This window comes from Massilia oculi, from assembly GCF_003143515.1.
GTDB classification, from domain to species: domain Bacteria; phylum Pseudomonadota; class Gammaproteobacteria; order Burkholderiales; family Burkholderiaceae_D; genus Telluria; species Telluria oculi.
Genome location: NZ_CP029343.1, coordinates 2231042 through 2257726, shown reverse-complemented (window position 1 = coordinate 2257726; position 26685 = coordinate 2231042). Strand labels below are relative to the sequence as shown.

General features: G+C 58.3%; 15 protein-coding genes, 4 tRNA genes, 6 rRNA genes and 1 pseudogene. 17 read left to right on the top strand and 9 right to left on the bottom strand.

Annotation, left to right across the window (positions count from 1 at the left end):
• From DIR46_RS10480 to rpe, 7 genes and pseudogenes are all read right to left on the bottom strand, one after another.
• Positions 1–504: a TonB C-terminal domain-containing protein gene (locus DIR46_RS10480; RefSeq protein ID WP_109345177.1), complete on the bottom strand. Its 504-nt coding sequence runs from the start codon at positions 502–504 to the stop codon at positions 1–3.
• A gap of 91 nt (positions 505–595) precedes the next feature.
• Positions 596–1396 (bottom strand): indole-3-glycerol phosphate synthase TrpC, encoded by an 801-nt coding sequence (trpC, locus tag DIR46_RS10475; protein ID WP_109345176.1) that lies wholly within the window; start codon positions 1394–1396, stop codon positions 596–598.
• A gap of 19 nt (positions 1397–1415) precedes the next feature.
• On the bottom strand, positions 1416–2453 hold the full coding sequence (gene trpD, locus DIR46_RS10470) for an anthranilate phosphoribosyltransferase (protein ID WP_109345175.1): 1038 nt from the start codon (positions 2451–2453) through the stop codon (positions 1416–1418).
• A 68-nt stretch (positions 2454–2521) separates the two neighbouring features.
• Positions 2522–3085 (bottom strand): anthranilate synthase component II, encoded by a 564-nt coding sequence (locus DIR46_RS10465; RefSeq protein WP_109345174.1) that lies wholly within the window; start codon positions 3083–3085, stop codon positions 2522–2524.
• Between the two features lies 1 nt (position 3086).
• Positions 3087–4583 carry an anthranilate synthase component I gene (gene trpE / locus DIR46_RS10460; RefSeq protein WP_109345173.1) on the bottom strand — a complete coding sequence of 499 codons (1497 nt, stop codon included), beginning with the start codon at positions 4581–4583 and terminating at the stop codon, positions 3087–3089.
• Positions 4584–4805: 222 nt separating this feature from the next.
• A complete protein-coding gene (gene gph / locus DIR46_RS10455) occupies positions 4806–5504 on the bottom strand; it encodes a phosphoglycolate phosphatase (protein WP_109345172.1) in 699 nt (232 codons plus the stop codon).
• Positions 5504–6183: pseudogene (rpe, locus tag DIR46_RS10450) on the bottom strand (ribulose-phosphate 3-epimerase). The gene gph and the pseudogene rpe overlap by 1 nt, the downstream one beginning before the upstream one ends.
• Before the next feature lie 201 nt (positions 6184–6384).
• Here rpe and apaG point away from each other — a divergent pair.
• Positions 6385–6759, top strand: a complete 375-nt coding sequence (gene apaG / locus DIR46_RS10445; RefSeq protein ID WP_109345171.1) for a Co2+/Mg2+ efflux facilitator ApaG/CorD — start codon at positions 6385–6387, stop codon at positions 6757–6759.
• Here the strand turns inward: apaG and DIR46_RS26935 are convergent, their stop codons facing one another.
• Complete coding sequence (locus DIR46_RS26935) at positions 6760–6918, bottom strand: hypothetical protein (protein WP_205289107.1); 159 nt, start codon at positions 6916–6918, stop codon at positions 6760–6762.
• A gap of 19 nt (positions 6919–6937) precedes the next feature.
• On the opposite strand from DIR46_RS26935, the gene mltA reads away from it, so the two are divergent.
• The 9 genes from mltA (at position 6938) to DIR46_RS10400 (ending at position 18028) form a co-directional block, all read left to right on the top strand.
• Positions 6938–8179 (top strand): murein transglycosylase A, encoded by a 1242-nt coding sequence (gene mltA, locus DIR46_RS10440; protein WP_109345170.1) that lies wholly within the window; start codon positions 6938–6940, stop codon positions 8177–8179.
• A 118-nt stretch (positions 8180–8297) separates the two neighbouring features.
• Positions 8298–9074 carry an enoyl-CoA hydratase gene (locus tag DIR46_RS10435; protein WP_109345169.1) on the top strand — a complete coding sequence of 259 codons (777 nt, stop codon included), beginning with the start codon at positions 8298–8300 and terminating at the stop codon, positions 9072–9074.
• Between the two features lie 3 nt (positions 9075–9077).
• Complete coding sequence (locus DIR46_RS10430; protein ID WP_109345168.1) at positions 9078–10613, top strand: phospholipase D family protein; 1536 nt, start codon at positions 9078–9080, stop codon at positions 10611–10613.
• Between the two features lie 445 nt (positions 10614–11058).
• Positions 11059–12593 (top strand): 16S ribosomal RNA (locus tag DIR46_RS10425).
• An 82-nt stretch (positions 12594–12675) separates the two neighbouring features.
• A tRNA-Ile gene (locus tag DIR46_RS10420) sits at positions 12676–12752 on the top strand.
• 21 nt (positions 12753–12773) lie between these two features.
• Positions 12774–12849: transfer RNA gene (locus DIR46_RS10415), tRNA-Ala, on the top strand.
• Between the two features lie 223 nt (positions 12850–13072).
• Positions 13073–15964, top strand: a 23S ribosomal RNA gene (locus DIR46_RS10410).
• A gap of 116 nt (positions 15965–16080) precedes the next feature.
• Positions 16081–16193, top strand: a 5S ribosomal RNA gene (gene rrf / locus DIR46_RS10405).
• Together the 16S, 23S and 5S rRNA genes with 2 tRNA genes alongside form the textbook arrangement of a ribosomal RNA operon.
• Positions 16194–16450: 257 nt before the next feature.
• Positions 16451–18028, top strand: coding sequence for a methyl-accepting chemotaxis protein (locus DIR46_RS10400; RefSeq protein WP_109345167.1), 1578 nt, complete (start codon positions 16451–16453; stop codon positions 18026–18028).
• A 23-nt stretch (positions 18029–18051) separates the two neighbouring features.
• Here DIR46_RS10400 and DIR46_RS10395 read toward each other — a convergent pair whose 3' ends face one another.
• On the bottom strand, positions 18052–18510 hold the full coding sequence (locus DIR46_RS10395; protein ID WP_109345166.1) for a MarR family winged helix-turn-helix transcriptional regulator: 459 nt from the start codon (positions 18508–18510) through the stop codon (positions 18052–18054).
• 240 nt (positions 18511–18750) lie between these two features.
• Here DIR46_RS10395 and DIR46_RS10390 point away from each other — a divergent pair, with 240 nt between their 5' ends.
• The 7 genes from DIR46_RS10390 (at position 18751) to rrf (DIR46_RS10360) (ending at position 26658) form a co-directional block, all read left to right on the top strand.
• Positions 18751–20181: an aldehyde dehydrogenase family protein gene (locus tag DIR46_RS10390; RefSeq protein WP_109345165.1), complete on the top strand. Its 1431-nt coding sequence runs from the start codon at positions 18751–18753 to the stop codon at positions 20179–20181.
• Entirely contained in the window at positions 20165–21085 is a 921-nt protein-coding gene (locus DIR46_RS10385; RefSeq protein WP_109345164.1) for an AraC family transcriptional regulator, read from the top strand. Before DIR46_RS10390 ends, DIR46_RS10385 begins: the two co-directional genes overlap by 17 nt.
• 455 nt (positions 21086–21540) lie before the next feature.
• Positions 21541–23075, top strand: a 16S ribosomal RNA gene (locus tag DIR46_RS10380).
• An 82-nt stretch (positions 23076–23157) separates the two neighbouring features.
• A tRNA-Ile gene (locus DIR46_RS10375) sits at positions 23158–23234 on the top strand.
• A gap of 21 nt (positions 23235–23255) precedes the next feature.
• Positions 23256–23331 (top strand) — tRNA-Ala (locus DIR46_RS10370).
• Positions 23332–23554: 223 nt separating this feature from the next.
• Positions 23555–26428 (top strand): 23S ribosomal RNA (locus tag DIR46_RS10365).
• 117 nt (positions 26429–26545) lie between these two features.
• Positions 26546–26658: ribosomal RNA gene (rrf, locus tag DIR46_RS10360) — 5S ribosomal RNA — on the top strand.
• Positions 26659–26685: the final 27 nt, after the last annotated feature.

The window sequence follows — 26685 nt, the reverse complement described above, 5'->3', positions numbered from 1 at the left end:
CTACAAGCCTGCGCGCTGCGGCCCCGCCAGCGTGCGCAGCTGGAAGCGGTAACGCTCGCCAAACAGGAAGGTCTCGGAGAACGTCATCAGGCTGGCATGTTCCGGCCCCAGGCCATCGGGTGGGGGCAGCGGACCGCTGCGGCGCAGCGACGCCAGCGCGACTTCGGAAGCGCCCTGGTCGCGCGAGCGCTGCACCTGGACGTCGGCGAGCTGGCCCGCTCGGTCGACCGTGATGTTCAGCACCACCACCGCCGGCAGCATGGGCGGCAACTCTCCCTCGAACACTCTTTCTGGATTGCGCTGCATGACGTGGCGCGCGACGTCGGCCTTGTAGGCGTCGAGCGTGCGCATTGGGGGAAGGGCGGGAATGGGTGTCAGCGGAATGGTCGCCGCCAGGGCCGGAGGCGCGGGCGCCGGTTCCCGGGTCGCCGTGCCGCATGCGGCCAGGGCCGCGAGCACGACCAGTGAGAAAAAGACGAAGATGCTGCGATGAGCGTTCTTCATGGCGGATGCAGGACTGTCGCAGGTCGCGCCGGTATTGGCGTACCTGTTCGACCCATCCGTGCATCCGGAGTTCCTCTACTGTTTCTTTACTTCAGGCGAACAGGCGCTGCAGTTCGCGGCCAGGGTTTTCCGCGCGCATGAAGGCTTCGCCGACCAGGAAGGCGTGGACATCGGCCTCGCGCATGCGCTGCACGTCGCCGGTGCCGAGGATGCCCGATTCGGTCACCACCAGGCGGTCCTTCGGGATGCGCGGCAGCAGGCCGAGCGTGGTGTCCAGGGTGACGTCGAAGGTACGCAGGTTGCGGTTGTTGATGCCCAGCAGCGGCGTCTTGAGCTTGAGCGCGGCATCGAGTTCCTCGCCGTCGTGCACTTCGACCAGTACGTCCATGCCGAGGTCCATGGCGCAGGCTTCCAGTTCCGCCATCAGGCCGTGGTCGAGCGCCGCCACGATCAACAGGATCGCATCGGCGCCCATCGCGCGCGCTTCATACACTTGATACGGGTCGACCATGAAATCCTTGCGCAGCACCGGCAGCGCACAGGCGGCGCGGGCCTGCTTCAGGTAGTCGGTCTGGCCCTGGAAGAACTGGATGTCGGTCAGCACCGACAGGCAGGCCGCGCCGTGTTCGGCATAGCTTTGCGCGATCGCGGCCGGCTGGAAGTCGGGACGCAGCACGCCTTTCGACGGCGAGGCTTTCTTGACTTCGGCGATCACGCCGGCCTGGCCCTCGGCGATTTTCGCGCGCAGGCCGGCCTCGAAACCGCGCAGGGCGGCGCGCGCTTCGTGGTCGCTTTCGACTTCGCTGCGCAGGCTGTACAGGTCGCGGTGCTTGCGCGCCGCGGCCACTTCATCGGCCTTGACGGCCAGGATCTTGTTGAGGATGTCGGACATCGATGCTCTCGCAATACGTTTAATTGACGGCGCCGAGCTGGCGCGTGACCTGGACGAACTGCTCCAGCTTGGCGATGGCGGCGCCGGAGGCGATCGCTTCGCGCGCCTTCCGCAGGCCGGCTTCGATCGAATCGGTCACGCCGGCCGCGTACAGCGCGGTGCCGGCATTCAGGGCCACGATGTCGTGCGCCGGACCCGGCTCGCCGCGCAACGCTTCCAGCACGCGCGCCTTCGACTCGTCGGCATTGCTCACCTTGAGGTTGCGGCTCGAGATCATCGACAGGCCGAAGTCTTCCGGATGGATCTCGTACTCGCGGATCTCGCCGTTTACCAGCTCACCGACCAGGGTGCCGGCACCGAGCGAGACTTCGTCCATATTGTCGCGGCCCCACACCACCACCGCATGCTCGGCGCCGAGGCGCTGCAGCACGCGCACCTGGATGCCGACCAGGTCGGGGTGGAACACGCCCATCAGGATGTTGGGCGCGCCGGCCGGATTGGTCAGCGGCCCGAGGATGTTGAAGATGCTGCGCACGCCCAGCTCGCGCCGCACCGGCGCCACGTGCTTCATCGCCGCGTGGTGATTGGGCGCGAACATGAAGCCGATGCCGGTCTGGGCGATCGACTGGGCGATCTGCTCGGGCTTCAGGTCGATGTGGGCGCCGAAGGCTTCGATCACGTCGGCGCTGCCGGACGAGGACGAGACGCTGCGCCCGCCATGCTTGGCCACGCGCGCGCCGGCGGCGGCGGCCACGAACATCGAGGCGCTCGAGATATTGAAAGTGTTGGCGCCGTCGCCGCCGGTGCCGACGATGTCGAGCAGGTGGGTGGTGTCGGCCATCGGCACCTTGGTCGAGAACTCGCGCATCACCTGGGCGGCGGCGGTGATCTCGCCGATGGTTTCCTTCTTGACGCGCAGGCCCATGGTCAGGGCCGCGACCATGGTCGGCGACATCTCGCACGCCATGATCTGGCGGAACAGATGCAGCATCTCGTCGTGGAAGATCTCGCGGTGTTCGATGCAGCGCAACAGCGCTTCTTGTGGGGTGATCGGCATGATGGTTCCAGTCGTTTAGGCGTAATAAGGGCACGGCGCCGCGAAAGTGGCGCTCACGCATGGACGCATCAGCGCGTCAGGAAGTTCTTGAACAGGGCGTGGCCGTGCTCGGACAGGATCGATTCGGGGTGGAACTGCACGCCTTCGATGTCGTAGTCCTTGTGGCGCACGCCCATGATCTCGCCGTCGTCGGTCCATGCCGTCACTTCGAGGCAGGACGGCAGCGAGGAGCGTTCGATGGCGAGTGAGTGGTAGCGGATGACAGTGAAAGGGCTGGGCAGGTCGGTGAACACGCCTTCGCCAATGTGGGCGATGCTCGAGGTCTTGCCGTGCATGACCTGCTTGGCGCGGATCACCTTGCCGCCAAACGCTTCGCCGATCGCCTGGTGGCCCAGGCACACGCCCAGGATCGGCAGCTTGCCCTTGAATTCGCGCAGGATGTCGAGCGAGATGCCGGCATCCTTCGGCGCCTTCGGGCCCGGCGAGATGCAGATGCGGTCGGGCCTCAATGCGGCGATCTGTTCGATGGTGATCTCGTCGTTGCGCACGGTGCGCACGTCTTCGCCCAGTTCGCCGAAGTACTGCACGATGTTGTAGGTGAACGAGTCGTAGTTGTCGATCATTAGCAGCATGTCAGAACTCCCCATCCAGGCCATCTTGCACTTGCTCGGCCGCGCGCAGCACGGCGCGCGCTTTCTTTTCAGTCTCTTGCCATTCCATCTCGGGGATCGAATCGGCCACGATGCCGGCCGCGGCCTGCACATACAGGTTGCCATCCTTGATCACGCCGGTGCGGATCGCGATGGCGACGTCCATCTCGCCGCCGAAGCTCAGGTAGCCGCAGGCGCCGCCGTAGATGCCGCGCTTCACGGGCTCGAGTTCGTCGATGACTTCCATCGCCCGCACCTTCGGCGCGCCCGTGAGCGTGCCGGCCGGGAAGGTCGCGCGCAGCACGTCGAGGTTCGACATGCCGTCTTTCAGCTTGCCCTCGACGTTGGAAACGATGTGCTGCACGTGCGAGTATTTTTCGATGACCATGCGGTCGGTGACTTTTACCGAGCCGGTGTCGGCGATGCGCCCGATGTCGTTGCGCGCCAGGTCGATCAGCATCACGTGCTCGGCGACTTCCTTCGGATCGTTCAGCAGCTCTTCGGCCAGCGCCGCATCCTGCTCGGGCGTCGCGCCGCGGCCGCGCGTGCCGGCGATCGGACGCAGCGTGACCTTGCGGCCGCCTTCCGGCGAGAGCTCGTTGCGCACCAGGATCTCGGGCGAGGCGCCGACGATCTGCATGTCGCCGAAGTTGTAGTAGTACATATACGGCGACGGGTTCAGCGAGCGCAGCGAGCGGTACAGCGACAGCGGCGAATCGACGTAGGGCTTGCGGATGCGCTGGCCGATCTGCACCTGCATCAGGTCGCCGGCCATCACGTATTCGTGGGCTTTCGCGACGGCCTTCAGGTAGTCTTCCTTGCCGAAGTCGCGCACTTCGGTGGTCCGCACCGAGCTCGAGGTGACCGGCGCGTCGACGCTCCGGCGCAGCATCATGCGCAAGTCTTTCAGGCGCTGGCGGCCGCGCGAATAACTTTCTGGCTGGCCCGGGTCGGCGTACACGATCAGGTACAGCTTGCCCGACAGGTTGTCGATCACGGCCAGTTCTTCGGTCACCATCAGCTGGATGTCCGGCAGGCCGAGTTCGTCGCGTGGGCAGGTATCGAGCAGCTTGCGCTCGATGTGGCGCACGGTGTCGTAGCCGAAGTAGCCGGCCAGGCCGCCGCAGAAGCGCGGCAGGCCGGGACGCAGGGCCACCTTGAAGCGCGCCTGGAATTGCTCGATGAAGTCGAGCGGGTTGCCCTCGTGCGTCTCGATCACTTCGCCGTTCTTGACGATCTCGGTGAGATTGCCGGTGGTGCGCAGCAGCGTGTGGGCCGGCAGGCCGATGAAGGAATAGCGGCCGAAGCGCTCGCCGCCCACCACCGACTCCAGCAGGAAGGTGTTCTTGCCGGTGTGCTGGGACTGGGCCAGCTTGAGGTAGAGCGTGAGCGGGGTTTCGAGGTCGGCGAAAGCTTCCGCGATCAACGGGATGCGGTTGTAGCCCTGGTTGGCCAGCGACTTGAATTCGAGTTCGGTCATGTTTTCTCCGTGCCGCCGTGTGGAAGGAGGGCGGTGGTGTGCTTCAAAAAACCTGCCGGGTTGGTATCGTGGACACTATCGCGGATACAAGCGCCGGCAGCAATCGGTACGGCTTAGTCAGCCCAGGATTGCCAGCGTCGCCAAAGCCAGGCCTCAAGGGCGCCGGTTTGGTTGACGGTGTGTTTTTTGGTGAAAAACATGTATAGATAAGTAGGTGTCTGATTAGAGAGCCGCCGAATTATGGGCGCCGATGAGGCGCGCCGCATCCAGTAGCGAATCAACTATACCATCGGATTGAATTTCTTGTACAGGGCGTCCGTGGTTATAACCATAGGGGACGGTCAACACGAAGCAGCCCGCGCCACGGGCGCTTTCGGCATCGTTGGACGAGTCGCCGATCGCCACGACCTGGCTCGGCGGCAGGTCGAGCGCGGCGCAGGCGCCAAGCATCGGCATGGCGTCGGGTTTCTTCTTCGCGAACGAGTCGCCGCCGAACACCCGCTCGAAGTAGGGCGCCAGGCCTTTCTGCTCGAGCAGGGGCAGGGTGAAGGCAACAGGCTTGTTGGTCACGCATACCAGGCGCAGGCCGAGGTCGCGCATGGCCTGCAGGCCCTCGAGCACACCGTCGAACAGCGTGCTGCGCTCGCCGTTGATGGCGAGGTAATGACGCTGGTAGCCGGCGATCGCTTCTTCATACGCGGCTTCCACGCGCGCCGCATCCCAGTCGAGCAGGAGCGCATCGCGCACCAGCTTCTCGGAACCCTTGCCGACCAGCGGCTTGATGGTGGCCTGGGTGATGGGGCCCAGGCCCAGCTCTTGGCGCATGCCGTTCAGGGCCGCCTCGAAATCGGGCACCGTGTCGAGCATGGTGCCATCGAGGTCGACGATGGCGGCCCGGATGGCTGCTGCGCCGGGCCGCATTACTTGCCCACCGTCGACACGGTTGTCAACTCAGCGCGCATGGCGTCGATCACGGCCTTGTAGTCCGGCTTGCCGAAGATGGCGGAGCCGGCGACGAAGGTGTCGGCGCCGGCGGCAGCGGCGGCGGCGATGTTCTCGGCCTTGATGCCGCCATCGACCTCCAGCATGATGTCGCGGCCCGACTCGTCGATCATGCGGCGCGCGATGGCGATCTTCTTGAGCGCTTCAGGGATGAAGGACTGGCCGCCGAAGCCCGGGTTGACCGACATGATCAGGATCATGTCGATCTTGTCCATCACGTGTTCCAGGTAGTGCATCGGCGTGGCCGGGTTGAACACCAGGCCGGCCTTGCAGCCATGGTCGCGGATCAGTTGCAGGGTGCGGTCGATGTGTTCCGACGCCTCGGGGTGGAAGGTGATGATGTTGGCGCCGGCCTTGGCGAAATCGGGGATGATGCGGTCCACCGGCTTGACCATCAGGTGCACGTCGATCGGCACGTCCACGTGGGGCGGATCGCCTGGCACACCAGCGGGCCGATGGTCAGGTTCGGGACGTAGTGGTTGTCCATCACGTCGAAGTGGATGATGTCGGCGCCGGCGGCGACGACGTTGCGCACTTCTTCGCCCAGGCGGGCGAAATCGGCGGACAGGATGCTGGGAGCGATGCGGTAGGTGGTCATGGGACGATGGGGCGGGTTTGAACAAGAAGCCGCTATTCTACGCCGGTCAAGCGCCGGGTTGGCGTCTTGCGGCCCGTTCTTCCCGCTTGCAGCGCCGGGATCGGGCCGCAGGCGGTATCATTGTTGTTGTTTGCGCCACACGGCGCGCCGGCCGCCGCTCGACGCGCAGCGGCCTTGTTAATGATCATCCAAGGAAACCCGATGCCCGCCTACGATTTCACTGTCACCGTCAGAACGCAATACCTGCCGGAGCAGTCCGACCCTGACCGGAGCCAGTTCGTGTTCAGCTACGCCATCACGATCAAGAACACCGGCAGCATTGCGGCCCAGCTCATCTCACGCCATTGGGTGATCCTTGATGCCAACAACCAGATGCAGGAAGTTCGCGGGCTGGGCGTGGTCGGCCACCAGCCGCTGCTGCAGCCGGGCGAACAGTTCGAGTACACCAGCGGCACCCAGCTCGGCACCGCCCAGGGCTCGATGCGCGGCGAATACTTCTGCGTGGCCGAGGATGGCCACCGCTTCGAGACCCCGATCCCCGAATTCGTGCTGTCGCCACCGCGTTCGCTGCACTGATCAGGGTCGGGTGTCGTCGCGTTCGTCGACCCTGCGGTCGACGTCCTTGCGGTCGACGTCCTTGCGGTCGACGTCCTTGCGGCCGGCGAACATGGTCCACCAGACGATAAATACGAGCAGGAACAGCGCCACGCCGGCTTCCACCATCAGGATCCACATTTTCGTCTCCATGCCTTTTATGTATACGACACGCCGCAGTGTACCTGCCCTGATCGCCCTCGTCTGCCTGCTGAGCGCCTGCTCGACCACGCCGCAGCCGGAGCAGCCGCCCGTCACGATGCCGCCGCCGGTGGGGCCGGTAGTAGTGCCGCCGACGCCGCCTGCCGAACAGCCGGCGCCGGCGCCCGAGCCGCCTCCACCGACGCCGCCCCTGACGCCGGTGGGTTTCGCGGCGCTGCCTGGCTGGCAGCAGGACGACGTGCGCCAGGCATGGCCGGCTTTCCAGCAGTCGTGCAGCGTGCTTGCCACGCGCGCGGCCGAATGGAAGACGCCATGCGCGGCGGCGCGCTCGGTCGACGCCGCCGATGCGGCGGCGGTGCGCCGCTTCTTCGAGACGTATTTCGTGCCCAACCAGGTGCGCAATGCCGACGGCACCGACACCGGCATGATCACCGGCTACTACGAAGCGATGCTGTACGGCTCGCGCAAGCGCGGTGGCGCTTACCAGACCCCGCTGTACCGGGTGCCGGACGACCTGATCACGGTCGACCTCGGCGGCATTTACCCCGATTTGCAGAACCGGCGACTGCGCGGGCGGCTGTCCGGCAAGACGCTGGTGCCTTATTACAGCCGCGCCGAGATCGACCGCGCGCCACTGAAGGGCAGGGAACTGCTGTGGGTGAACGATCCGGTGGAGGCCTTCTTCCTCGAGGTGCAGGGCTCGGGCCGCGTGCAGCTCGATGGCGGCGAAACGGTGCGCGTCGGCTATGCCGACCAGAATGGCCATCCATACAAGGCGATCGGGCGCTGGTTCGTGGAGCAGGGCATATTGAGCCCCGACCAGGTGTCGGCCCAGTCGATCCGCGCCTGGCTGGCGGCCAATCCGGCGCGCCGCCAGGAAGTGCTGAACGTAAACGCCAGTTATATCTTCTTCACCGAGCAGAAGGTGACGGATCCGAACGCCGGCCCGCGCGGCGCGCTGAACGTGCCGCTCACGCCGGGCCGCTCGATCGCGATCGACCGCAGCATCCTGCCGCTGGGCGCACCGGTCTGGCTGTCGACCACCATGCCCAGGGATGGCGCGCCGCTGCAGCGCCTGGTGATGGGGCAGGATGTCGGCGGCGCCATCCGCGGCGCGGTGCGGGCCGATTTCTTCTTCGGCTTCGGGCCCGAGGCAACCGAGAATGCAGGGCTGATGAAGCAGCAGGGCTCATTGTGGGTGCTGCTGCCCAGGACCGCGGCGCCGGACACGGCCCGCTAGACGTGCGTCCGGCGGATCATCTGCAGCGTATCTACCCTGACTCGACAACCCGCTCGACTTGACGTGCGCGTAAAGCGCTAGAATCGTGGAGTCGTGATTAACCAAATAAGGGTGTGAAATGGAATATGCTGACCTGTTGATCGAGAACCACGGCAAGGTCGCCGTGGTCCGCCTGAACCGTCCGAAGGCGATGAATGCGCTGAACGACAATATGATGAACGAGCTGGGCGAGGCCTTGCGCAAGTTCGACAAGGATCCGGCGATCAATGTGATCGTGCTGACGGGCAGCGAGAAGGCCTTCGCGGCGGGCGCCGACATCGCCGCCATGGCCAATTACGATTACCAGGAAACCTACGGCAATAACTATATCGGCCGTAACTGGGAGCACATCCTCGACATTCGCAAGCCGGTTATCGGCGTGGTGTCGGGCTATTGCCTGGGTGGCGGCTGCGAACTGGCGATGATGTGCGATTTCCTGATCGCCGCCGACAGCGCCAAATTCGGCCAGCCAGAGATCAAGGTCGGCGTCACCCCGGGCGCCGGCGGCACCCAGCGTCTGCCGCGCGCGATTTCCAAGTCGAAGGCGATGGACATGCTGCTCACCACGCGCATGATCGACGCGCTTGAAGCCGAGCGCACCGGTCTGGTGTCGCGCGTGTATCCGGCGGCCGAGGTGATGGAAGAGGCGATCAAGATCGCCCAGGGCATTGCCGAGATGCCGGTGTCGGTGGCGATGCAGATCAAGGATTGCGTCAACCAGGCCTACGAGACGACCCTGAGCCAGGGCGTGGCCTATGAGCGCCGTTATTTCCACGCCGGTTTCGGCACGCCTGCCCAGAAAGAAGGCATGTCGGCCTTCCTTGAAAAGCGCAAGCCGGACTTCGAAGGGCTGTAGTCGATGCGCGCGCGCAGGGTGTGGCTGGCATTGCCGGGGGCGCTGCTGGCGCTGTCCCTGGCGCTGACGAGTTGCTCGGCGCTGCCGCCGCTGGAGGGCAGAGTGGCGAGCAAGGCGTTCGCCCAGACCGACGATACCCGGCTTGGCAGGGCGCTCATGCCCCTGACGATGGCCCACCCCGGCCTGGCCGGCATCCACGCCCTCGCGGACGGGCGCGACGCCTTTATCGCGCGCGCCGTGCTGGCGCAGGCTGCCGACCGCAGCCTGGACGTCCAGTACTATATCTGGCGCGACGACACCACCGGCCGGTTGATGTTCGACGCGCTCAAGAGCGCGGCCGGGCGCGGGGTACGTGTCCGGCTTCTGCTCGACGACAACAACACTGCTGGACTCGACGGTGCGCTGGCTGCGCTCGACGCGCATCCGATGATCGAGGTGCGTCTGTTCAATCCGAACGGCATTCGGTCGATGCGGATGGCCGGCATGGTTGCCGATTTCATGCGCCTGAACCGGCGCATGCACAATAAATCGTTCACCGCGGATAACCAGGTCACGATCATTGGTGGGCGCAATGTGGGCGACGAGTATTTCGGCGCGGAGGGCGAAATCTTGTTTGCCGATCTCGACGTCATTGCCGCAGGTCCGGTCGTGCGCGCCGTGTCGGACGATTTCGACTTGTACTGGAACAGCCCGTCGGCCTACCCGCTAGCCCTGCTGGTCCCGAACGCCGTCGCGGCGCCGGCCGTGAAACCCGGTGCCGAGGCGCAAGCCTATATAGAAGCGGTCAAGCGTTCCGCCTTCCTCGAGCAATTGGTGGAGGGGCGCCTGCCGCTGGAGTGGGCGCGCACCAGGTTCGTCAGCGACGATCCGGCCAAGGTCATGGGGACGGCGGCGCCGGAAGCGAACATCGCTTTCAAACTGAGGGATATCCTGGGAGAGCCGCAGCGCAGCCTGGATCTCGTTTCGCCGTATTTCGTTCCCGGCAAGGAGGGAACCGCCGCTTTCGTCGACCTGGCCCAAAAAGGCGTCCGGACCAGGATATTGACCAATTCGCTGGAAGCGACCGACGTCTCGGCGGTGCACGCGGGCTATGCCAAATGGCGCAAGCCGCTGCTGGAGTCGGGCGTGACACTGCATGAACTGCGCAGGGAAGCGACCGACGAGCCTGCGCGCGAAAAACGCGGCAGCGGCAGCGGGATCGGCAGTTCGGACGCGAGTCTGCATGCCAAGACCTTCGGGGTGGACGGCAATCGTGTCTTCGTCGGCTCGTTCAACTTCGACCAACGCTCCATTCACCTGAATACCGAAATGGGGATGGTGATCGACAGCCCGGCCCTGGCCACGCGCCTGACCGAGACGCTGGACCGGGCCCTGCCGACACGCGCCTACGAAGTGAAGCTCGATGATCGTGGTTCGGTGATCTGGCTGGAACGGCGTGGCGATCAGGTGATCCGGCACGATAAAGAGCCCGGCACGGGCTGGTTCAAGCGGGCTGCCGTAAAGGCATTGTCCTGGCTGCCGATCGACTGGCTGTTGTAGCCGCCACACTTTCATTCGCGCCCTCTTGCGGACTCGGCAGTTGGTTTGCTATAGTTCGCCTCCGCTTCGGCACTGACCGAAAAACGCAAGCCAAATCAAACGGTTAGCGCAAATGAAGTCAACAGTGAAAACTGCGACGAAGCGAAACGAAGGGGTTGACGAGGTTTTAGGAATACAGCATAATCTCTCTCCTCTGCTGCTGACGAACAAAACGATTCGCAAATGCAGCAAGGCAGTACCGAATTCTGATCTTTAAAAATTAACAGTCGATAAGTGTGGGCGTTTGATGAAGGTGCCAGCTGACTTGTTCAGCTGATTACTTAAATTATCAAATGTTCACAAAAAGTATTAACGTTGCTTCAGCAATGAAGTGACGGTCAGTATTTTGAGTGAGCGACCTCGCTAGCAATAGCGAGTGACTCGAAAGAGTCAACAAACAGAGATTGAACTGAAGAGTTTGATCCTGGCTCAGATTGAACGCTGGCGGCATGCTTTACACATGCAAGTCGAACGGTAACAGGGAGCTTGCTCCGCTGACGAGTGGCGAACGGGTGAGTAATATATCGGAACGTACCCAGAAGTGGGGGATAACGTAGCGAAAGTTACGCTAATACCGCATACGATCCACGGATGAAAGTAGGGGACCTTCGGGCCTTATGCTTTTGGAGCGGCCGATATCTGATTAGCTAGTTGGTAGGGTAAAGGCCTACCAAGGCGACGATCAGTAGCTGGTCTGAGAGGACGACCAGCCACACTGGAACTGAGACACGGTCCAGACTCCTACGGGAGGCAGCAGTGGGGAATTTTGGACAATGGGCGCAAGCCTGATCCAGCAATGCCGCGTGAGTGAAGAAGGCCTTCGGGTTGTAAAGCTCTTTTGTCAGGGAAGAAACGGTAGAGGCTAATATCCTTTGCTAATGACGGTACCTGAAGAATAAGCACCGGCTAACTACGTGCCAGCAGCCGCGGTAATACGTAGGGTGCAAGCGTTAATCGGAATTACTGGGCGTAAAGCGTGCGCAGGCGGTTTTGTAAGTCTGACGTGAAATCCCCGGGCTCAACCTGGGAATTGCGTTGGAGACTGCAAGGCTAGAATCTGGCAGAGGGGGGTAGAATTCCACGTGTAGCAGTGAAATGCGTAGAGATGTGGAGGAACACCGATGGCGAAGGCAGCCCCCTGGGTCAAGATTGACGCTCATGCACGAAAGCGTGGGGAGCAAACAGGATTAGATACCCTGGTAGTCCACGCCCTAAACGATGTCTACTAGTTGTCGGGTTTTAATTAACTTGGTAACGCAGCTAACGCGTGAAGTAGACCGCCTGGGGAGTACGGTCGCAAGATTAAAACTCAAAGGAATTGACGGGGACCCGCACAAGCGGTGGATGATGTGGATTAATTCGATGCAACGCGAAAAACCTTACCTACCCTTGACATGTACGGAATGCCGAAGAGATTTGGCAGTGCTCGAAAGAGAACCGTAACACAGGTGCTGCATGGCTGTCGTCAGCTCGTGTCGTGAGATGTTGGGTTAAGTCCCGCAACGAGCGCAACCCTTGTCATTAGTTGCTACATTCAGTTGAGCACTCTAATGAGACTGCCGGTGACAAACCGGAGGAAGGTGGGGATGACGTCAAGTCCTCATGGCCCTTATGGGTAGGGCTTCACACGTCATACAATGGTACATACAGAGGGCCGCCAACCCGCGAGGGGGAGCTAATCCCAGAAAGTGTATCGTAGTCCGGATCGTAGTCTGCAACTCGACTACGTGAAGTTGGAATCGCTAGTAATCGCGGATCAGCATGCCGCGGTGAATACGTTCCCGGGTCTTGTACACACCGCCCGTCACACCATGGGAGCGGGTTTTACCAGAAGTAGGTAGCTTAACCGCAAGGAGGGCGCTTACCACGGTAGGATTCGTGACTGGGGTGAAGTCGTAACAAGGTAGCCGTATCGGAAGGTGCGGCTGGATCACCTCCTTTCTAGAGTAGCACCGGCAGCGAAAGCTGCATCATCAAGCGTCCACGCTTATCGACTGTTGAACAAGTAAAGAACAGTTTTATCGGGGCTGTAGCTCAGCTGGTTAGAGCACCGTGTTGATAACGCGGGGGTCGTTGGTTCGAGTCCAACCAGCCCTACCAAGTTTCAGCATGACCTCAAATGGGGGATTAGCTCAGCTGGGAGAGCACCTGCTTTGCAAGCAGGGGGTCGTCGGTTCGATCCCGTCATCCTCCACCAAAAAAGTTCAAACGTAAGTCGTCAGTAAATGACTGATGAGATTTAGGTTTGATCTTTTCGAGATCACTGTTTTTTCGTTCTTTAACAATCTGGAAGAAGTAAAGTTTTTTTAAGCGTGTGCGAAAGCACACACTTAGGGTAGTAGTAATTTGTATCAAGCAAACATAGTTGTACTCTTGATCTATGACGATCTCTGTAACTCATGCAGAGGCCAACGTTATAGGGACAAGTGAATAAGTGCACATGGTGGATGCCTTGGCGATTACAGGCGATGAAGGACGTAGTAGCTTGCGATAAGCTGCGGGGAGCTAGCAAACGAGCTTTGATCCGCAGATTTCCGAATGGGGAAACCCGGCCTTTTAGGTCATTGCATGCTGAATACATAGGCATGCAAAGCGAACGCGGCGAACTGAAACATCTAAGTAGCTGCAGGAAAAGAAATCAACCGAGATTCCCAAAGTAGTGGCGAGCGAAATGGGATGAGCCTGTATGTGATAGTCGGACTGATAGTGGAAGCCTCTGGAAAGCGGCGCCATAGTGGGTGATAGCCCCGTACACGAAATCAGATCGGTGGTACTAAGCATACGACAAGTAGGGCGGGACACGAGAAATCCTGTCTGAACATGGGGGGACCATCCTCCAAGGCTAAATACTCGTAATCGACCGATAGTGAACCAGTACCGTGAGGGAAAGGCGAAAAGAACCCCGGGAGGGGAGTGAAATAGATCCTGAAACCGTGTGCATACAAACAGTCGGAGCCTCTTCGTGGGGTGACGGCGTACCTTTTGTATAATGGGTCAGCGACTTACATTCAGTGGCGAGGTTAACCGAATAGGGGAGCCGTAGAGAAATCGAGTCCGAACAGGGCGACAGTCGCTGGGTGTAGACCCGAAACCAAGTGATCTACCCATGGCCAGGATGAAGGTGCGGTAACACGCCCTGGAGGTCCGAACCCACTAATGTTGAAAAATTAGGGGATGAGCTGTGGGTAGGGGTGAAAGGCTAAACAAACTTGGAAATAGCTGGTTCTCTCCGAAAACTATTTAGGTAGTGCCTCAAGTATCACCATCGGGGGTAGAGCACTGTTATGGCTAGGGGGTCATTGCGACTTACCAAACCATTGCAAACTCCGAATACCGATGAGTGCGAGCTTGGGAGACAGACATCGGGTGCTAACGTCCGGTGTCAAGAGGGAAACAACCCAGACCGCCAGCTAAGGTCCCAAAGATTGGCTAAGTGGAAAACGAAGTGGGAAGGCTAAAACAGTCAGGATGTTGGCTTAGAAGCAGCCACCATTTAAAGAAAGCGTAATAGCTCACTGATCGAGTCGTCCTGCGCGGAAGATGTAACGGGGCTAAGCCAGTCACCGAAGCTGCGGATATTTTTCTCTTTGCTTGCATCGAGATCAATATGGTAGGAGAGCGTTCTGTAAGCCTGCGAAGGTGTCTTGTAAAGGATGCTGGAGGTATCAGAAGTGCGAATGCTGACATGAGTAGCGATAATGCGGGTGAAAAGCCCGCACGCCGTAAGCCCAAGGTTTCCTGTTCAACGTTCATCGGAGCAGGGTGAGTCGGCCCCTAAGGCGAGGCAGAGATGCGTAGCTGATGGGAAGCAGGTTAATATTCCTGCACCGTCGTATGATGCGATGGGGGGACGGATCGCGGAAGGTTGTCTGACTGTTGGAATAGTCAGTTTTTGACTCATAGAAGGTGCTTAGGCAAATCCGGGCACGTAATTCAAGGGGTCGAGACGAGTCGCCATGTGCGACGAAGCAATCGGAAGTGGTTCCAAGAAAAGCCTCTAAGCTTCAGTCATACGAGACCGTACCGCAAACCGACACAGGTGGGCGAGATGAGTATTCTAAGGCGCTTGAGAGAACTCGGGAGAAGGAACTCGGCAAATTGGTACCGTAACTTCGGGATAAGGTACGCCCTAGTAGCTTGATTGGTTTACTCCATGAGGGCCAAAGGGTTGCAATAAAATGGTGGCTGCGACTGTTTAATAAAAACACAGCACTCTGCAAACACGAAAGTGGACGTATAGGGTGTGACGCCTGCCCGGTGCTGGAAGATTAAATGATGGGGTGCAAGCTCTTGATTGAAGTCCCAGTAAACGGCGGCCGTAACTATAACGGTCCTAAGGTAGCGAAATTCCTTGTCGGGTAAGTTCCGACCTGCACGAATGGCGTAACGATGGCCACACTGTCTCCTCCCGAGACTCAGCGAAGTTGAAATGTTTGTGATGATGCAATCTACCCGCGGCTAGACGGAAAGACCCCATGAACCTTTACTGTAGCTTTGCATTGGACTTTGAATCAATCTGTGTAGGATAGGTGGGAGGCTTTGAAGCGGGGACGCCAGTTCTCGTGGAGCCATCCTTGAAATACCACCCTGGTTCATTTGAGGTTCTAACCTTGGTCCGTTATCCGGATCGGGGACAGTGCATGGTAGGCAGTTTGACTGGGGCGGTCTCCTCCTAAAGTGTAACGGAGGAGTTCGAAGGTACGCTAGGTACGGTCGGACATCGTGCTAATAGTGCAATGGCATAAGCGTGCTTAACTGCGAGACCGACAAGTCGAGCAGGTACGAAAGTAGGACATAGTGATCCGGTGGTTCTGTATGGAAGGGCCATCGCTCAACGGATAAAAGGTACTCTGGGGATAACAGGCTGATTCCTCCCAAGAGTTCATATCGACGGGGGAGTTTGGCACCTCGATGTCGGCTCATCACATCCTGGGGCTGTAGCCGGTCCCAAGGGTATGGCTGTTCGCCATTTAAAGTGGTACGTGAGCTGGGTTTAAAACGTCGTGAGACAGTTTGGTCCCTATCTGCCGTGGGCGTTGGAAATTTGAAGGGGGCTGCTCCTAGTACGAGAGGACCGGAGTGGACGAACCTCTGGTGTACCGGTTGTCACGCCAGTGGCATTGCCGGGTAGCTAAGTTCGGAAGAGATAACCGCTGAAAGCATCTAAGCGGGAAACTTGCCTTGAGATGAGATTTCCCGGAGCCTTGAGCTCCTTGAAGGGTCGTTCGAGACCAGGACGTTGATAGGCTGGGTGTGGAAGTGCAGTAATGCATTAAGCTAACCAGTACTAATTGCCCGTACGGCTTGTCCCTATAACCTTGGTAGTCCAAGGTCGAGTACAACTGCTCGATACAAAGCTACAACCCAACAATACTTCTTCCAGATTCAGAGCAGGCGCGAATTGTCGCGACTGCTCGTACAAGTCATGCCTGATGACCATAGCAAGTCGGTCCCACCCCTTCCCATCCCGAACAGGACCGTGAAACGACTTTGCGCCGATGATAGTGCTGCAACCAGTGTGAAAGTAGGTTATCGTCAGGCTAGTTATATGAAAAACCCCACCGAGTGATCTCGGTGGGGTTTTTTGCTTTTGGGATGAAGAATCACACTCCGTTGTTTAAGCCCCAAATTTCGCTGCCATAACAGCTCATTGCGCATAAAAAACTATGCTTTCCGTCTGGAATCAATCGTGCGCGGCAGATAGTTTTCTATAATTCTTTGTTACCTGATTAATTGTTCTTGTCGGCATGACAAGCCGGCAGGGGCTTCTTTTGCCTCATCATTTTAAAAAGAATTTTATGCGATCACTTTCGGCACTTAGCACGCGGGTCAAGCTCGGTCTCGGGTTTGGCCTTGTTGGGATCTTGATCATTGTCCTGGCCATTTTTGCGTGGCGTGAATTAGGAAATGTTGGCAATGAACTTACCGCGCAGAACACGATGCGTACAAACCAGCTCGAGCGTTTATACGAGCTGCGCGAATCGCTCGCCCAGACTGGCCTTGCCGCACGCAATGCCTACATCTTCCCGGACGCCACTGACGCTATGCGTGAACTCGACCTCCTGGACAAACATAAAGCCAGGTATCTTGAAGAATTACACGCCTTGGAACCACTGTTTGTAGGAAATGCCGACTTTGCGAAGATGCGCGATGGACTGCGGCAGATGGCGCAAGAGCTGAACCGCCCGCGGCGTTATCGCGCTGCCGGGGAAATGGCCGAGTACGGTACCTTCCTGGTCAACGAATGCAGCCCACTGCGTCGCCAAAACGTACTCGATATCGATCGGGTCATCACCGCGGTGCAGCAACATGTCGCAGACGGTTCGGCCCAGGCGCAGGAATCCATCGCTTCGGCAAAAACCACGATCATCGCGGTCACGCTCGCCGCGGTCGTCCTGAGCGTGCTGGTCGGTAGCGCGATCACGGCACATCTGTTGCGCCAGCTGGGCGGCGAGCCGATTGAAGTCAACCGTATCGCGTCGGCTATCGCTTCGGGGGACCTGACCGTTGACGTCGCCGTCCGTCCCGACGACGACGCCAGCGTCATGCATGCCATCCGTGAAATGCAGACCAGCTTGCAAAACATTGTGGCTCAGGTCCGCGGCGGTACGGACATGATCGCGACCGCTTCCAGCGAGATCAGCGCCGGCAACGACGATCTGTCGATGCGAACTGAAGAGCAGGCAAATTCGCTAGGCCGTACCGCGGATTCGATGAAAGAGCTCACCGCTGTCGTCGAACAGAATACCGCCTACGCCCGCCATGCCAACACGCTTGCCGCATCGGCCAGTGTTGTCGCGAGCAAGGGAGGGACCGTCGTTTCGGCCGTGGTCAACACCATGCAGGATATCAATGCATCGGCACGCCAGATCAAGGACATCATCAGTGTGATCGACGCAATCGCTTTCCAGACCAATATCCTGGCATTGAATGCCGCTGTCGAAGCGGCGCGTGCTGGCGAGCAAGGGCGTGGGTTTGCCGTGGTGGCAAGCGAAGTACGTAATCTGGCGCAGCGTTCGGCCACTGCTGCCAAGGAGATCTCGGCACTGATCGGCGAATCCGTTGCCAAGGTGGATGCGGGTTCCAAGCTGGTGGAGCAGGCTGGCGCCACCATGGACGATATCGTGACCAGTGTGAAGGAAGTCACCGGCATCATCGCTGAGATCACTGCCGCAAGCGAAGCCCAGCATGCCGGCATCCAGCAAGTGAACCATGCGGTCGGACAAATGGATGAGGCAACGCAGCAGAATGCTGCGCTGGTCGAACAGGCCGCCGCCTCCGCCGCGGCGCTCAAGGAGCAGGCCGCGAAACTGCTGCGCACCGTGCGCGTGTTCCGCATCGGCACCGAGGGCAACCAGTTGCGGATCGCGGGCTGACCTGTTGATCCAACAGGCGCCGCTCAGGCGGCGCTGTCGTTCAGGCTCTTGCGCAGGTCCACCAACTGGTCGCGCAAGGCCGACGCTTCGTCGACCGAGCACTGGGTCGCACACAATACCGCCGGCATCACGCTGGCGGCTTCCTTCCTCAAAGCATTGCCCTCTTCGGTCAGGCTGATGATCACCTGGCGTTCGTCGCTGCGCGCGCGATTACGCTGTACCAATCCCTGGGCTTCCATACGCTTGAGCAAGGGGGTCAAGGTCGCGGAATCCAGGAACAGGCGCTCGCCGATGTCGGATACGGTCAGCTGATCTTGTTCCCACAAAACCATCATCACGAGATATTGCGGGTAGGTGAGCCCAAGCTTGGGCAGCAAGCCGCGGTAGACCCGCATCATTGCCAGTGAGGTCGAGTACAGGGCGAAGCACAGTTGCTCGTCGAGCATGGGCGTCGCAGGGGAGGTGGGAATCTTGGGGTTCATGCTTCCAATATAGGTCGCGCACTAGATAATTGCAAGCGATTATCTGAAAAAATGGGCGCCGTGCCGATGCATCAATGATGCCGTATGTGTGGGCGCACACATATCGCCATCTCTGCAATACGTTGCATTGTCGGATCCTCGCCTGAATGACAGTATCAGGCAAGAGGATGCGAGGAACCGTCTACCTCTGGATTCGCCCGGACTTCTATGATGAGTGACATTGTACTGAATGGAGCACCCATGAAATCGATCGACAGTATTTATATCAAGGGACAATTCGTCACCCCGCATGGCACCGAGCGATTCACCCTGATTGACCCTGTCACCGAGCAGGAAGCGGCGCAAGTCACCCTGGCCGATGAGGTCGACGCGGAAAACGCGATCGCCGCGGCAACAGCCACTTATCACGAGCTTGCTGGGTCGTCGCGCGAACAGCGCATGGGCTGGCTCGCCCGCCTGCATGAGGTAGTGGCCGCCGCCGAAGAGGAATTGATTGCGATGATGATCGAGGAATATGGCGGGCCGCACGGTATCTCCGTCGCCACCTCCAAGCGGGCTGCAGCCTCGTTCGACCAGGCGCGCACGCTGCTGGCTGATTACCCGTTCGAACGCCAGGTCGCCAGCGCACGGGTGCGTATGGAGCCGCTCGGTGTCGTTGGCCTGATCACGCCCTGGAATGCGAACTACGGCATGATCTGCAGCAAACTCGCGATGGCGATCGCCGCCGGCAGTACGGCCGTGATCAAGCCGAGCGAACTGAGCGCGCGCCAGACTGAAGTGCTGACCCGCGTCCTACACCGGGCTGAAGTGCCGGCCGGCCTGTTCAACGTCCTGACCGGACGTGGCGACGTCGTCGGCGCCGCCTTCGTGCGCCACCCGGGTATCGCAAAGATCTCGTTCACCGGTTCCACCGCGGTCGGCAAGTCGATCGCGCGCGGCTCCGCCGACACGCTCAAGCGCGTCACGTTGGAACTGGGCGGCAAGTCGCCCACGATCCTGCTCGACGATGCCGACTTCGACAAGGCGATGCCTTTCATTGCGGCGGCCGCAACCATGAACAGCGGCCAGGCCTGCCTGGCGGGCACGCGCCTACTGGTGCCGCGCGCACGATTGGCGGAAGTCGAGCAGGCCATTGTTGCTGCATTCCTGGCGTTGAAAGTGGGCGATCCGCGCGATCCGTCGACCCGGATCGGACCGATGGTCAGTTCCACCCAGTATCAACGGGTGCAAGCTTATATCCGCAAGGGAATCGAGGAGGGCGCCACCTTGCTGTTGGGCGGCACGGGCTTGCCCGATGGCCTGGAGCGCGGCTATTTCGTGCGGCCTACGGTTTTCAGTAATGTCCGCAACGACATGACCATCGCAAAGGAAGAGATCTTCGGACCGGTGCTGTCCGTGATTGCCTATGACGATGAGGAAGACGCCATCGCGATCGCCAACGACACGATCTATGGCTTGCATGCCTATGTGTTCTCCGGAGACTTGGCGCGTGCGAACCGTGTTGCGCGTCGCATCGAGGCGGGCCGGGTCTTCATCAATGGCCTGTACGATGAGCCGATGGCGCCGTTCGGTGGGTTCAAGCAGTCGGGGCTGGGGCGTGAATTCGGCATCTTCGGTCTGGAGGAATATCTCGAGCCAAAGACCCTGCTCGGCTATGAGCAGTCGCTCTGAGCGCGCGCTGCTTGGGCAGTTGCTGGAGACGGTCATCCGCCGCTTCGCCGGGGCGGACGACATCGATGACCTGTCGACGGCGCTGCCCTGGCTGGGGCTGATCCGGCGCCGGGGACCGACGGCGATCGGTCGCGGGATGCTGGAACCGTCGATGTGCCTGATGCTGCAGGGCGAGAAGCAGATGCTGGTCGGTGAGCGCGTACTGCGCTACGGCGCAGGCTGCTACGTGCAGGCGGGCATGACGATTCCCGTCTCTGGCCAGGTCTTGCGTGCCAGCGAAGCGGAACCGTATTACGGCATCCGGGTCGATCTCGATCCCAAAGAGCTTGCCTCCTTCCTGCTCGAAATGCAGGTCCCGATGCCGTCCCAGCGGAATGACCCGCCGCTCGTCAGCGTCGAGATCGCGGGCGCAGCCTTGCTGGAAGCGTTCGAGCGCTTGTTGAGGCTCCTCGACCGGCCGACGGATCTGCCCGTGCTCGCGCGTTTGCTCAAGCAGGAAATCATGTATCACCTGGTGACTGGGCCGGGCGGGCCCACGCTGACCCAGGGATTGATGGGAAGCCACCGTGAGTTTGCCGTGAACAAGGCGATCAGCTGGATCCGCGAGCATTACGACGCACCCTTGAAAATCGCGGAGCTGGCCGAGGCCGTGCACTTGAGTCCGTCGGTTCTTCATCGCCGCTTCAAGGCGGCGACGATCATGAGTCCGCTCCAATACCAGAAGCAGATAAGGCTGTTGGAGGCGCGCAAGCTCTTGATGAGCGGCGGCGTCGAGGCCGCCAATGTCGCCTTCCAGGTGGGGTATGAAAGTCCATCGCAGTTCAGCCGCGAGTACCGCCGCCTGTTCGGCGCGTCGCCGCTGCAGGACGCGGAACAACTGCGCGGCGTGGCGCCGTCGCCATGATTTCTCGCTGCAGAACAATATTATTGCTGAGCACTTGCGCAACCGGGTAGGGCTTTGCTATAGTTCGCGTCCGCTTCGGCGCCGACCGAAAAATGTTAACGTAATCAAGTGGTTACGGTGGCAAGGTCGACAGAGAAATCTGAGACGAAGCGAAATGAGGGGTTGACGAAAAACGAAAAACACTTCATACTCTCTTTCCTCTGCTGCTGACGAACAAAACGATTCGAAGCGACAGCAGATGAAGCAGTAACCGAATTCTGATCTTTAAAAATTAACAGTCGATAAGTGTGGGCGTTTGATGAAGGTGCCAGCTGACTTGTTCAGCTGATTACTTAAATTATCAAATGTTCACAAAAAGTATTAACGTTGTCTCAGCAATGGGATGACGGTCAGTATTTTGAGTGAGCGACTCCGCAGCAATGCGGATGACTCGAAAGAGTCAACAAACAGAGATTGAACTGAAGAGTTTGATCCTGGCTCAGATTGAACGCTGGCGGCATGCTTTACACATGCAAGTCGAACGGTAACAGGGAGCTTGCTCCGCTGACGAGTGGCGAACGGGTGAGTAATATATCGGAACGTACCCAGAAGTGGGGGATAACGTAGCGAAAGTTACGCTAATACCGCATACGATCCACGGATGAAAGTAGGGGACCTTCGGGCCTTATGCTTTTGGAGCGGCCGATATCTGATTAGCTAGTTGGTAGGGTAAAGGCCTACCAAGGCGACGATCAGTAGCTGGTCTGAGAGGACGACCAGCCACACTGGAACTGAGACACGGTCCAGACTCCTACGGGAGGCAGCAGTGGGGAATTTTGGACAATGGGCGCAAGCCTGATCCAGCAATGCCGCGTGAGTGAAGAAGGCCTTCGGGTTGTAAAGCTCTTTTGTCAGGGAAGAAACGGTAGAGGCTAATATCCTTTGCTAATGACGGTACCTGAAGAATAAGCACCGGCTAACTACGTGCCAGCAGCCGCGGTAATACGTAGGGTGCAAGCGTTAATCGGAATTACTGGGCGTAAAGCGTGCGCAGGCGGTTTTGTAAGTCTGACGTGAAATCCCCGGGCTCAACCTGGGAATTGCGTTGGAGACTGCAAGGCTAGAATCTGGCAGAGGGGGGTAGAATTCCACGTGTAGCAGTGAAATGCGTAGAGATGTGGAGGAACACCGATGGCGAAGGCAGCCCCCTGGGTCAAGATTGACGCTCATGCACGAAAGCGTGGGGAGCAAACAGGATTAGATACCCTGGTAGTCCACGCCCTAAACGATGTCTACTAGTTGTCGGGTTTTAATTAACTTGGTAACGCAGCTAACGCGTGAAGTAGACCGCCTGGGGAGTACGGTCGCAAGATTAAAACTCAAAGGAATTGACGGGGACCCGCACAAGCGGTGGATGATGTGGATTAATTCGATGCAACGCGAAAAACCTTACCTACCCTTGACATGTACGGAATGCCGAAGAGATTTGGCAGTGCTCGAAAGAGAACCGTAACACAGGTGCTGCATGGCTGTCGTCAGCTCGTGTCGTGAGATGTTGGGTTAAGTCCCGCAACGAGCGCAACCCTTGTCATTAGTTGCTACATTCAGTTGAGCACTCTAATGAGACTGCCGGTGACAAACCGGAGGAAGGTGGGGATGACGTCAAGTCCTCATGGCCCTTATGGGTAGGGCTTCACACGTCATACAATGGTACATACAGAGGGCCGCCAACCCGCGAGGGGGAGCTAATCCCAGAAAGTGTATCGTAGTCCGGATCGTAGTCTGCAACTCGACTACGTGAAGTTGGAATCGCTAGTAATCGCGGATCAGCATGCCGCGGTGAATACGTTCCCGGGTCTTGTACACACCGCCCGTCACACCATGGGAGCGGGTTTTACCAGAAGTAGGTAGCTTAACCGCAAGGAGGGCGCTTACCACGGTAGGATTCGTGACTGGGGTGAAGTCGTAACAAGGTAGCCGTATCGGAAGGTGCGGCTGGATCACCTCCTTTCTAGAGTAGCACCGGCAGCGAAAGCTGCATCATCAAGCGTCCACGCTTATCGACTGTTGAACAAGTAAAGAACAGTTTTATCGGGGCTGTAGCTCAGCTGGTTAGAGCACCGTGTTGATAACGCGGGGGTCGTTGGTTCGAGTCCAACCAGCCCTACCAAGTTTCAGCATGACCTCAAATGGGGGATTAGCTCAGCTGGGAGAGCACCTGCTTTGCAAGCAGGGGGTCGTCGGTTCGATCCCGTCATCCTCCACCAAAAAAGTTCAAACGTAAGTCGTCAGTAAATGACTGATGAGATTTAGGTTTGATCTTTTCGAGATCACTGTTTTTTCGTTCTTTAACAATCTGGAAGAAGTAAAGTTTTTTTAAGCGTGTGCGAAAGCACACACTTAGGGTAGTAGTAATTTGTATCAAGCAAACATAGTTGTACTCTTGATCTATGACGATCTCTGTAACTCATGCAGAGGCCAACGTTATAGGGACAAGTGAATAAGTGCACATGGTGGATGCCTTGGCGATTACAGGCGATGAAGGACGTAGTAGCTTGCGATAAGCTGCGGGGAGCTAGCAAACGAGCTTTGATCCGCAGATTTCCGAATGGGGAAACCCGGCCTTTTAGGTCATTGCATGCTGAATACATAGGCATGCAAAGCGAACGCGGCGAACTGAAACATCTAAGTAGCTGCAGGAAAAGAAATCAACCGAGATTCCCAAAGTAGTGGCGAGCGAAATGGGATGAGCCTGTATGTGATAGTCGGACTGATAGTGGAAGCCTCTGGAAAGCGGCGCCATAGTGGGTGATAGCCCCGTACACGAAATCAGATCGGTGGTACTAAGCATACGACAAGTAGGGCGGGACACGAGAAATCCTGTCTGAACATGGGGGGACCATCCTCCAAGGCTAAATACTCGTAATCGACCGATAGTGAACCAGTACCGTGAGGGAAAGGCGAAAAGAACCCCGGGAGGGGAGTGAAATAGATCCTGAAACCGTGTGCATACAAACAGTCGGAGCCTCTTCGTGGGGTGACGGCGTACCTTTTGTATAATGGGTCAGCGACTTACATTCAGTGGCGAGGTTAACCGAATAGGGGAGCCGTAGAGAAATCGAGTCCGAACAGGGCGACAGTCGCTGGGTGTAGACCCGAAACCAAGTGATCTACCCATGGCCAGGATGAAGGTGCGGTAACACGCCCTGGAGGTCCGAACCCACTAATGTTGAAAAATTAGGGGATGAGCTGTGGGTAGGGGTGAAAGGCTAAACAAACTTGGAAATAGCTGGTTCTCTCCGAAAACTATTTAGGTAGTGCCTCAAGTATCACCATCGGGGGTAGAGCACTGTTATGGCTAGGGGGTCATTGCGACTTACCAAACCATTGCAAACTCCGAATACCGATGAGTGCGAGCTTGGGAGACAGACATCGGGTGCTAACGTCCGGTGTCAAGAGGGAAACAACCCAGACCGCCAGCTAAGGTCCCAAAGATTGGCTAAGTGGAAAACGAAGTGGGAAGGCTAAAACAGTCAGGATGTTGGCTTAGAAGCAGCCACCATTTAAAGAAAGCGTAATAGCTCACTGATCGAGTCGTCCTGCGCGGAAGATGTAACGGGGCTAAGCCAGTCACCGAAGCTGCGGATATCCGTAAGGATATGGTAGGAGAGCGTTCTGTAAGCCTGCGAAGGTGTCTTGTAAAGGATGCTGGAGGTATCAGAAGTGCGAATGCTGACATGAGTAGCGATAATGCGGGTGAAAAGCCCGCACGCCGTAAGCCCAAGGTTTCCTGTTCAACGTTCATCGGAGCAGGGTGAGTCGGCCCCTAAGGCGAGGCAGAGATGCGTAGCTGATGGGAAGCAGGTTAATATTCCTGCACCGTCGTATGATGCGATGGGGGGACGGATCGCGGAAGGTTGTCTGACTGTTGGAATAGTCAGTTTTTGACTCATAGAAGGTGCTTAGGCAAATCCGGGCACGTAATTCAAGGGGTCGAGACGAGTTGCCATGTGCGACGAAGCAATCGGAAGTGGTTCCAAGAAAAGCCTCTAAGCTTCAGTCATACGAGACCGTACCGCAAACCGACACAGGTGGGCGAGATGAGTATTCTAAGGCGCTTGAGAGAACTCGGGAGAAGGAACTCGGCAAATTGGTACCGTAACTTCGGGATAAGGTACGCCCTAGTAGCTTGATTGGTTTACTCCATGAGGGCCAAAGGGTTGCAATAAAATGGTGGCTGCGACTGTTTAATAAAAACACAGCACTCTGCAAACACGAAAGTGGACGTATAGGGTGTGACGCCTGCCCGGTGCTGGAAGATTAAATGATGGGGTGCAAGCTCTTGATTGAAGTCCCAGTAAACGGCGGCCGTAACTATAACGGTCCTAAGGTAGCGAAATTCCTTGTCGGGTAAGTTCCGACCTGCACGAATGGCGTAACGATGGCCACACTGTCTCCTCCCGAGACTCAGCGAAGTTGAAATGTTTGTGATGATGCAATCTACCCGCGGCTAGACGGAAAGACCCCATGAACCTTTACTGTAGCTTTGCATTGGACTTTGAATCAATCTGTGTAGGATAGGTGGGAGGCTTTGAAGCGGGGACGCCAGTTCTCGTGGAGCCATCCTTGAAATACCACCCTGGTTCATTTGAGGTTCTAACCTTGGTCCGTTATCCGGATCGGGGACAGTGCATGGTAGGCAGTTTGACTGGGGCGGTCTCCTCCTAAAGTGTAACGGAGGAGTTCGAAGGTACGCTAGGTACGGTCGGACATCGTGCTAATAGTGCAATGGCATAAGCGTGCTTAACTGCGAGACCGACAAGTCGAGCAGGTACGAAAGTAGGACATAGTGATCCGGTGGTTCTGTATGGAAGGGCCATCGCTCAACGGATAAAAGGTACTCTGGGGATAACAGGCTGATTCCTCCCAAGAGTTCATATCGACGGGGGAGTTTGGCACCTCGATGTCGGCTCATCACATCCTGGGGCTGTAGCCGGTCCCAAGGGTATGGCTGTTCGCCATTTAAAGTGGTACGTGAGCTGGGTTTAAAACGTCGTGAGACAGTTTGGTCCCTATCTGCCGTGGGCGTTGGAAATTTGAAGGGGGCTGCTCCTAGTACGAGAGGACCGGAGTGGACGAACCTCTGGTGTACCGGTTGTCACGCCAGTGGCATTGCCGGGTAGCTAAGTTCGGAAGAGATAACCGCTGAAAGCATCTAAGCGGGAAACTTGCCTTGAGATGAGATTTCCCGGAGCCTTGAGCTCCTTGAAGGGTCGTTCGAGACCAGGACGTTGATAGGCTGGGTGTGGAAGTGCAGTAATGCATTAAGCTAACCAGTACTAATTGCCCGTACGGCTTGTCCCTATAACCTTGGTAGTCCGAGGTTGGAGTACAACTGCTCGATACAAAGCTACAACCCAACAATACTTCTTCCAGATTCAGAGCAGGCGCGAACTGTCGCGACTGCTCGTACAAGTCATGCCTGATGACCATAGCAAGTCGGTCCCACCCCTTCCCATCCCGAACAGGACCGTGAAACGACTTTGCGCCGATGATAGTGCTGCAACCAGTGTGAAAGTAGGTTATCGTCAGGCTAGTTATAGAGAAAAAGCCCGCTCAGT

Coding starts and splice junctions, on each gene's coding strand:
- DIR46_RS10385 (WP_109345164.1), top strand. CDS start 20,165: ATGAGCAGTCGCTCTGAGCGCGCGCTGCTTGGGCAGTTGCTGGAGACG.
- trpD (WP_109345175.1), bottom strand. CDS start 2,453: ATGCCGATCACCCCACAAGAAGCGCTGTTGCGCTGCATCGAACACCGC.
- DIR46_RS10400 (WP_109345167.1), top strand. CDS start 16,451: ATGCGATCACTTTCGGCACTTAGCACGCGGGTCAAGCTCGGTCTCGGG.
- gph (WP_109345172.1), bottom strand. CDS start 5,504: ATGCGGCCCGGCGCAGCAGCCATCCGGGCCGCCATCGTCGACCTCGAT.
- DIR46_RS10465 (WP_109345174.1), bottom strand. CDS start 3,085: ATGCTGCTAATGATCGACAACTACGACTCGTTCACCTACAACATCGTG.
- DIR46_RS10435 (WP_109345169.1), top strand. CDS start 8,298: ATGGAATATGCTGACCTGTTGATCGAGAACCACGGCAAGGTCGCCGTG.
- DIR46_RS26935 (WP_205289107.1), bottom strand. CDS start 6,918: ATGTGGATCCTGATGGTGGAAGCCGGCGTGGCGCTGTTCCTGCTCGTA.
- trpE (WP_109345173.1), bottom strand. CDS start 4,583: ATGACCGAACTCGAATTCAAGTCGCTGGCCAACCAGGGCTACAACCGC.
- mltA (WP_109345170.1), top strand. CDS start 6,938: ATGTATACGACACGCCGCAGTGTACCTGCCCTGATCGCCCTCGTCTGC.
- DIR46_RS10480 (WP_109345177.1), bottom strand. CDS start 504: ATGAAGAACGCTCATCGCAGCATCTTCGTCTTTTTCTCACTGGTCGTG.
- DIR46_RS10390 (WP_109345165.1), top strand. CDS start 18,751: ATGAAATCGATCGACAGTATTTATATCAAGGGACAATTCGTCACCCCG.
- DIR46_RS10430 (WP_109345168.1), top strand. CDS start 9,078: ATGCGCGCGCGCAGGGTGTGGCTGGCATTGCCGGGGGCGCTGCTGGCG.
- apaG (WP_109345171.1), top strand. CDS start 6,385: ATGCCCGCCTACGATTTCACTGTCACCGTCAGAACGCAATACCTGCCG.
- trpC (WP_109345176.1), bottom strand. CDS start 1,396: ATGTCCGACATCCTCAACAAGATCCTGGCCGTCAAGGCCGATGAAGTG.
- DIR46_RS10395 (WP_109345166.1), bottom strand. CDS start 18,510: ATGAACCCCAAGATTCCCACCTCCCCTGCGACGCCCATGCTCGACGAG.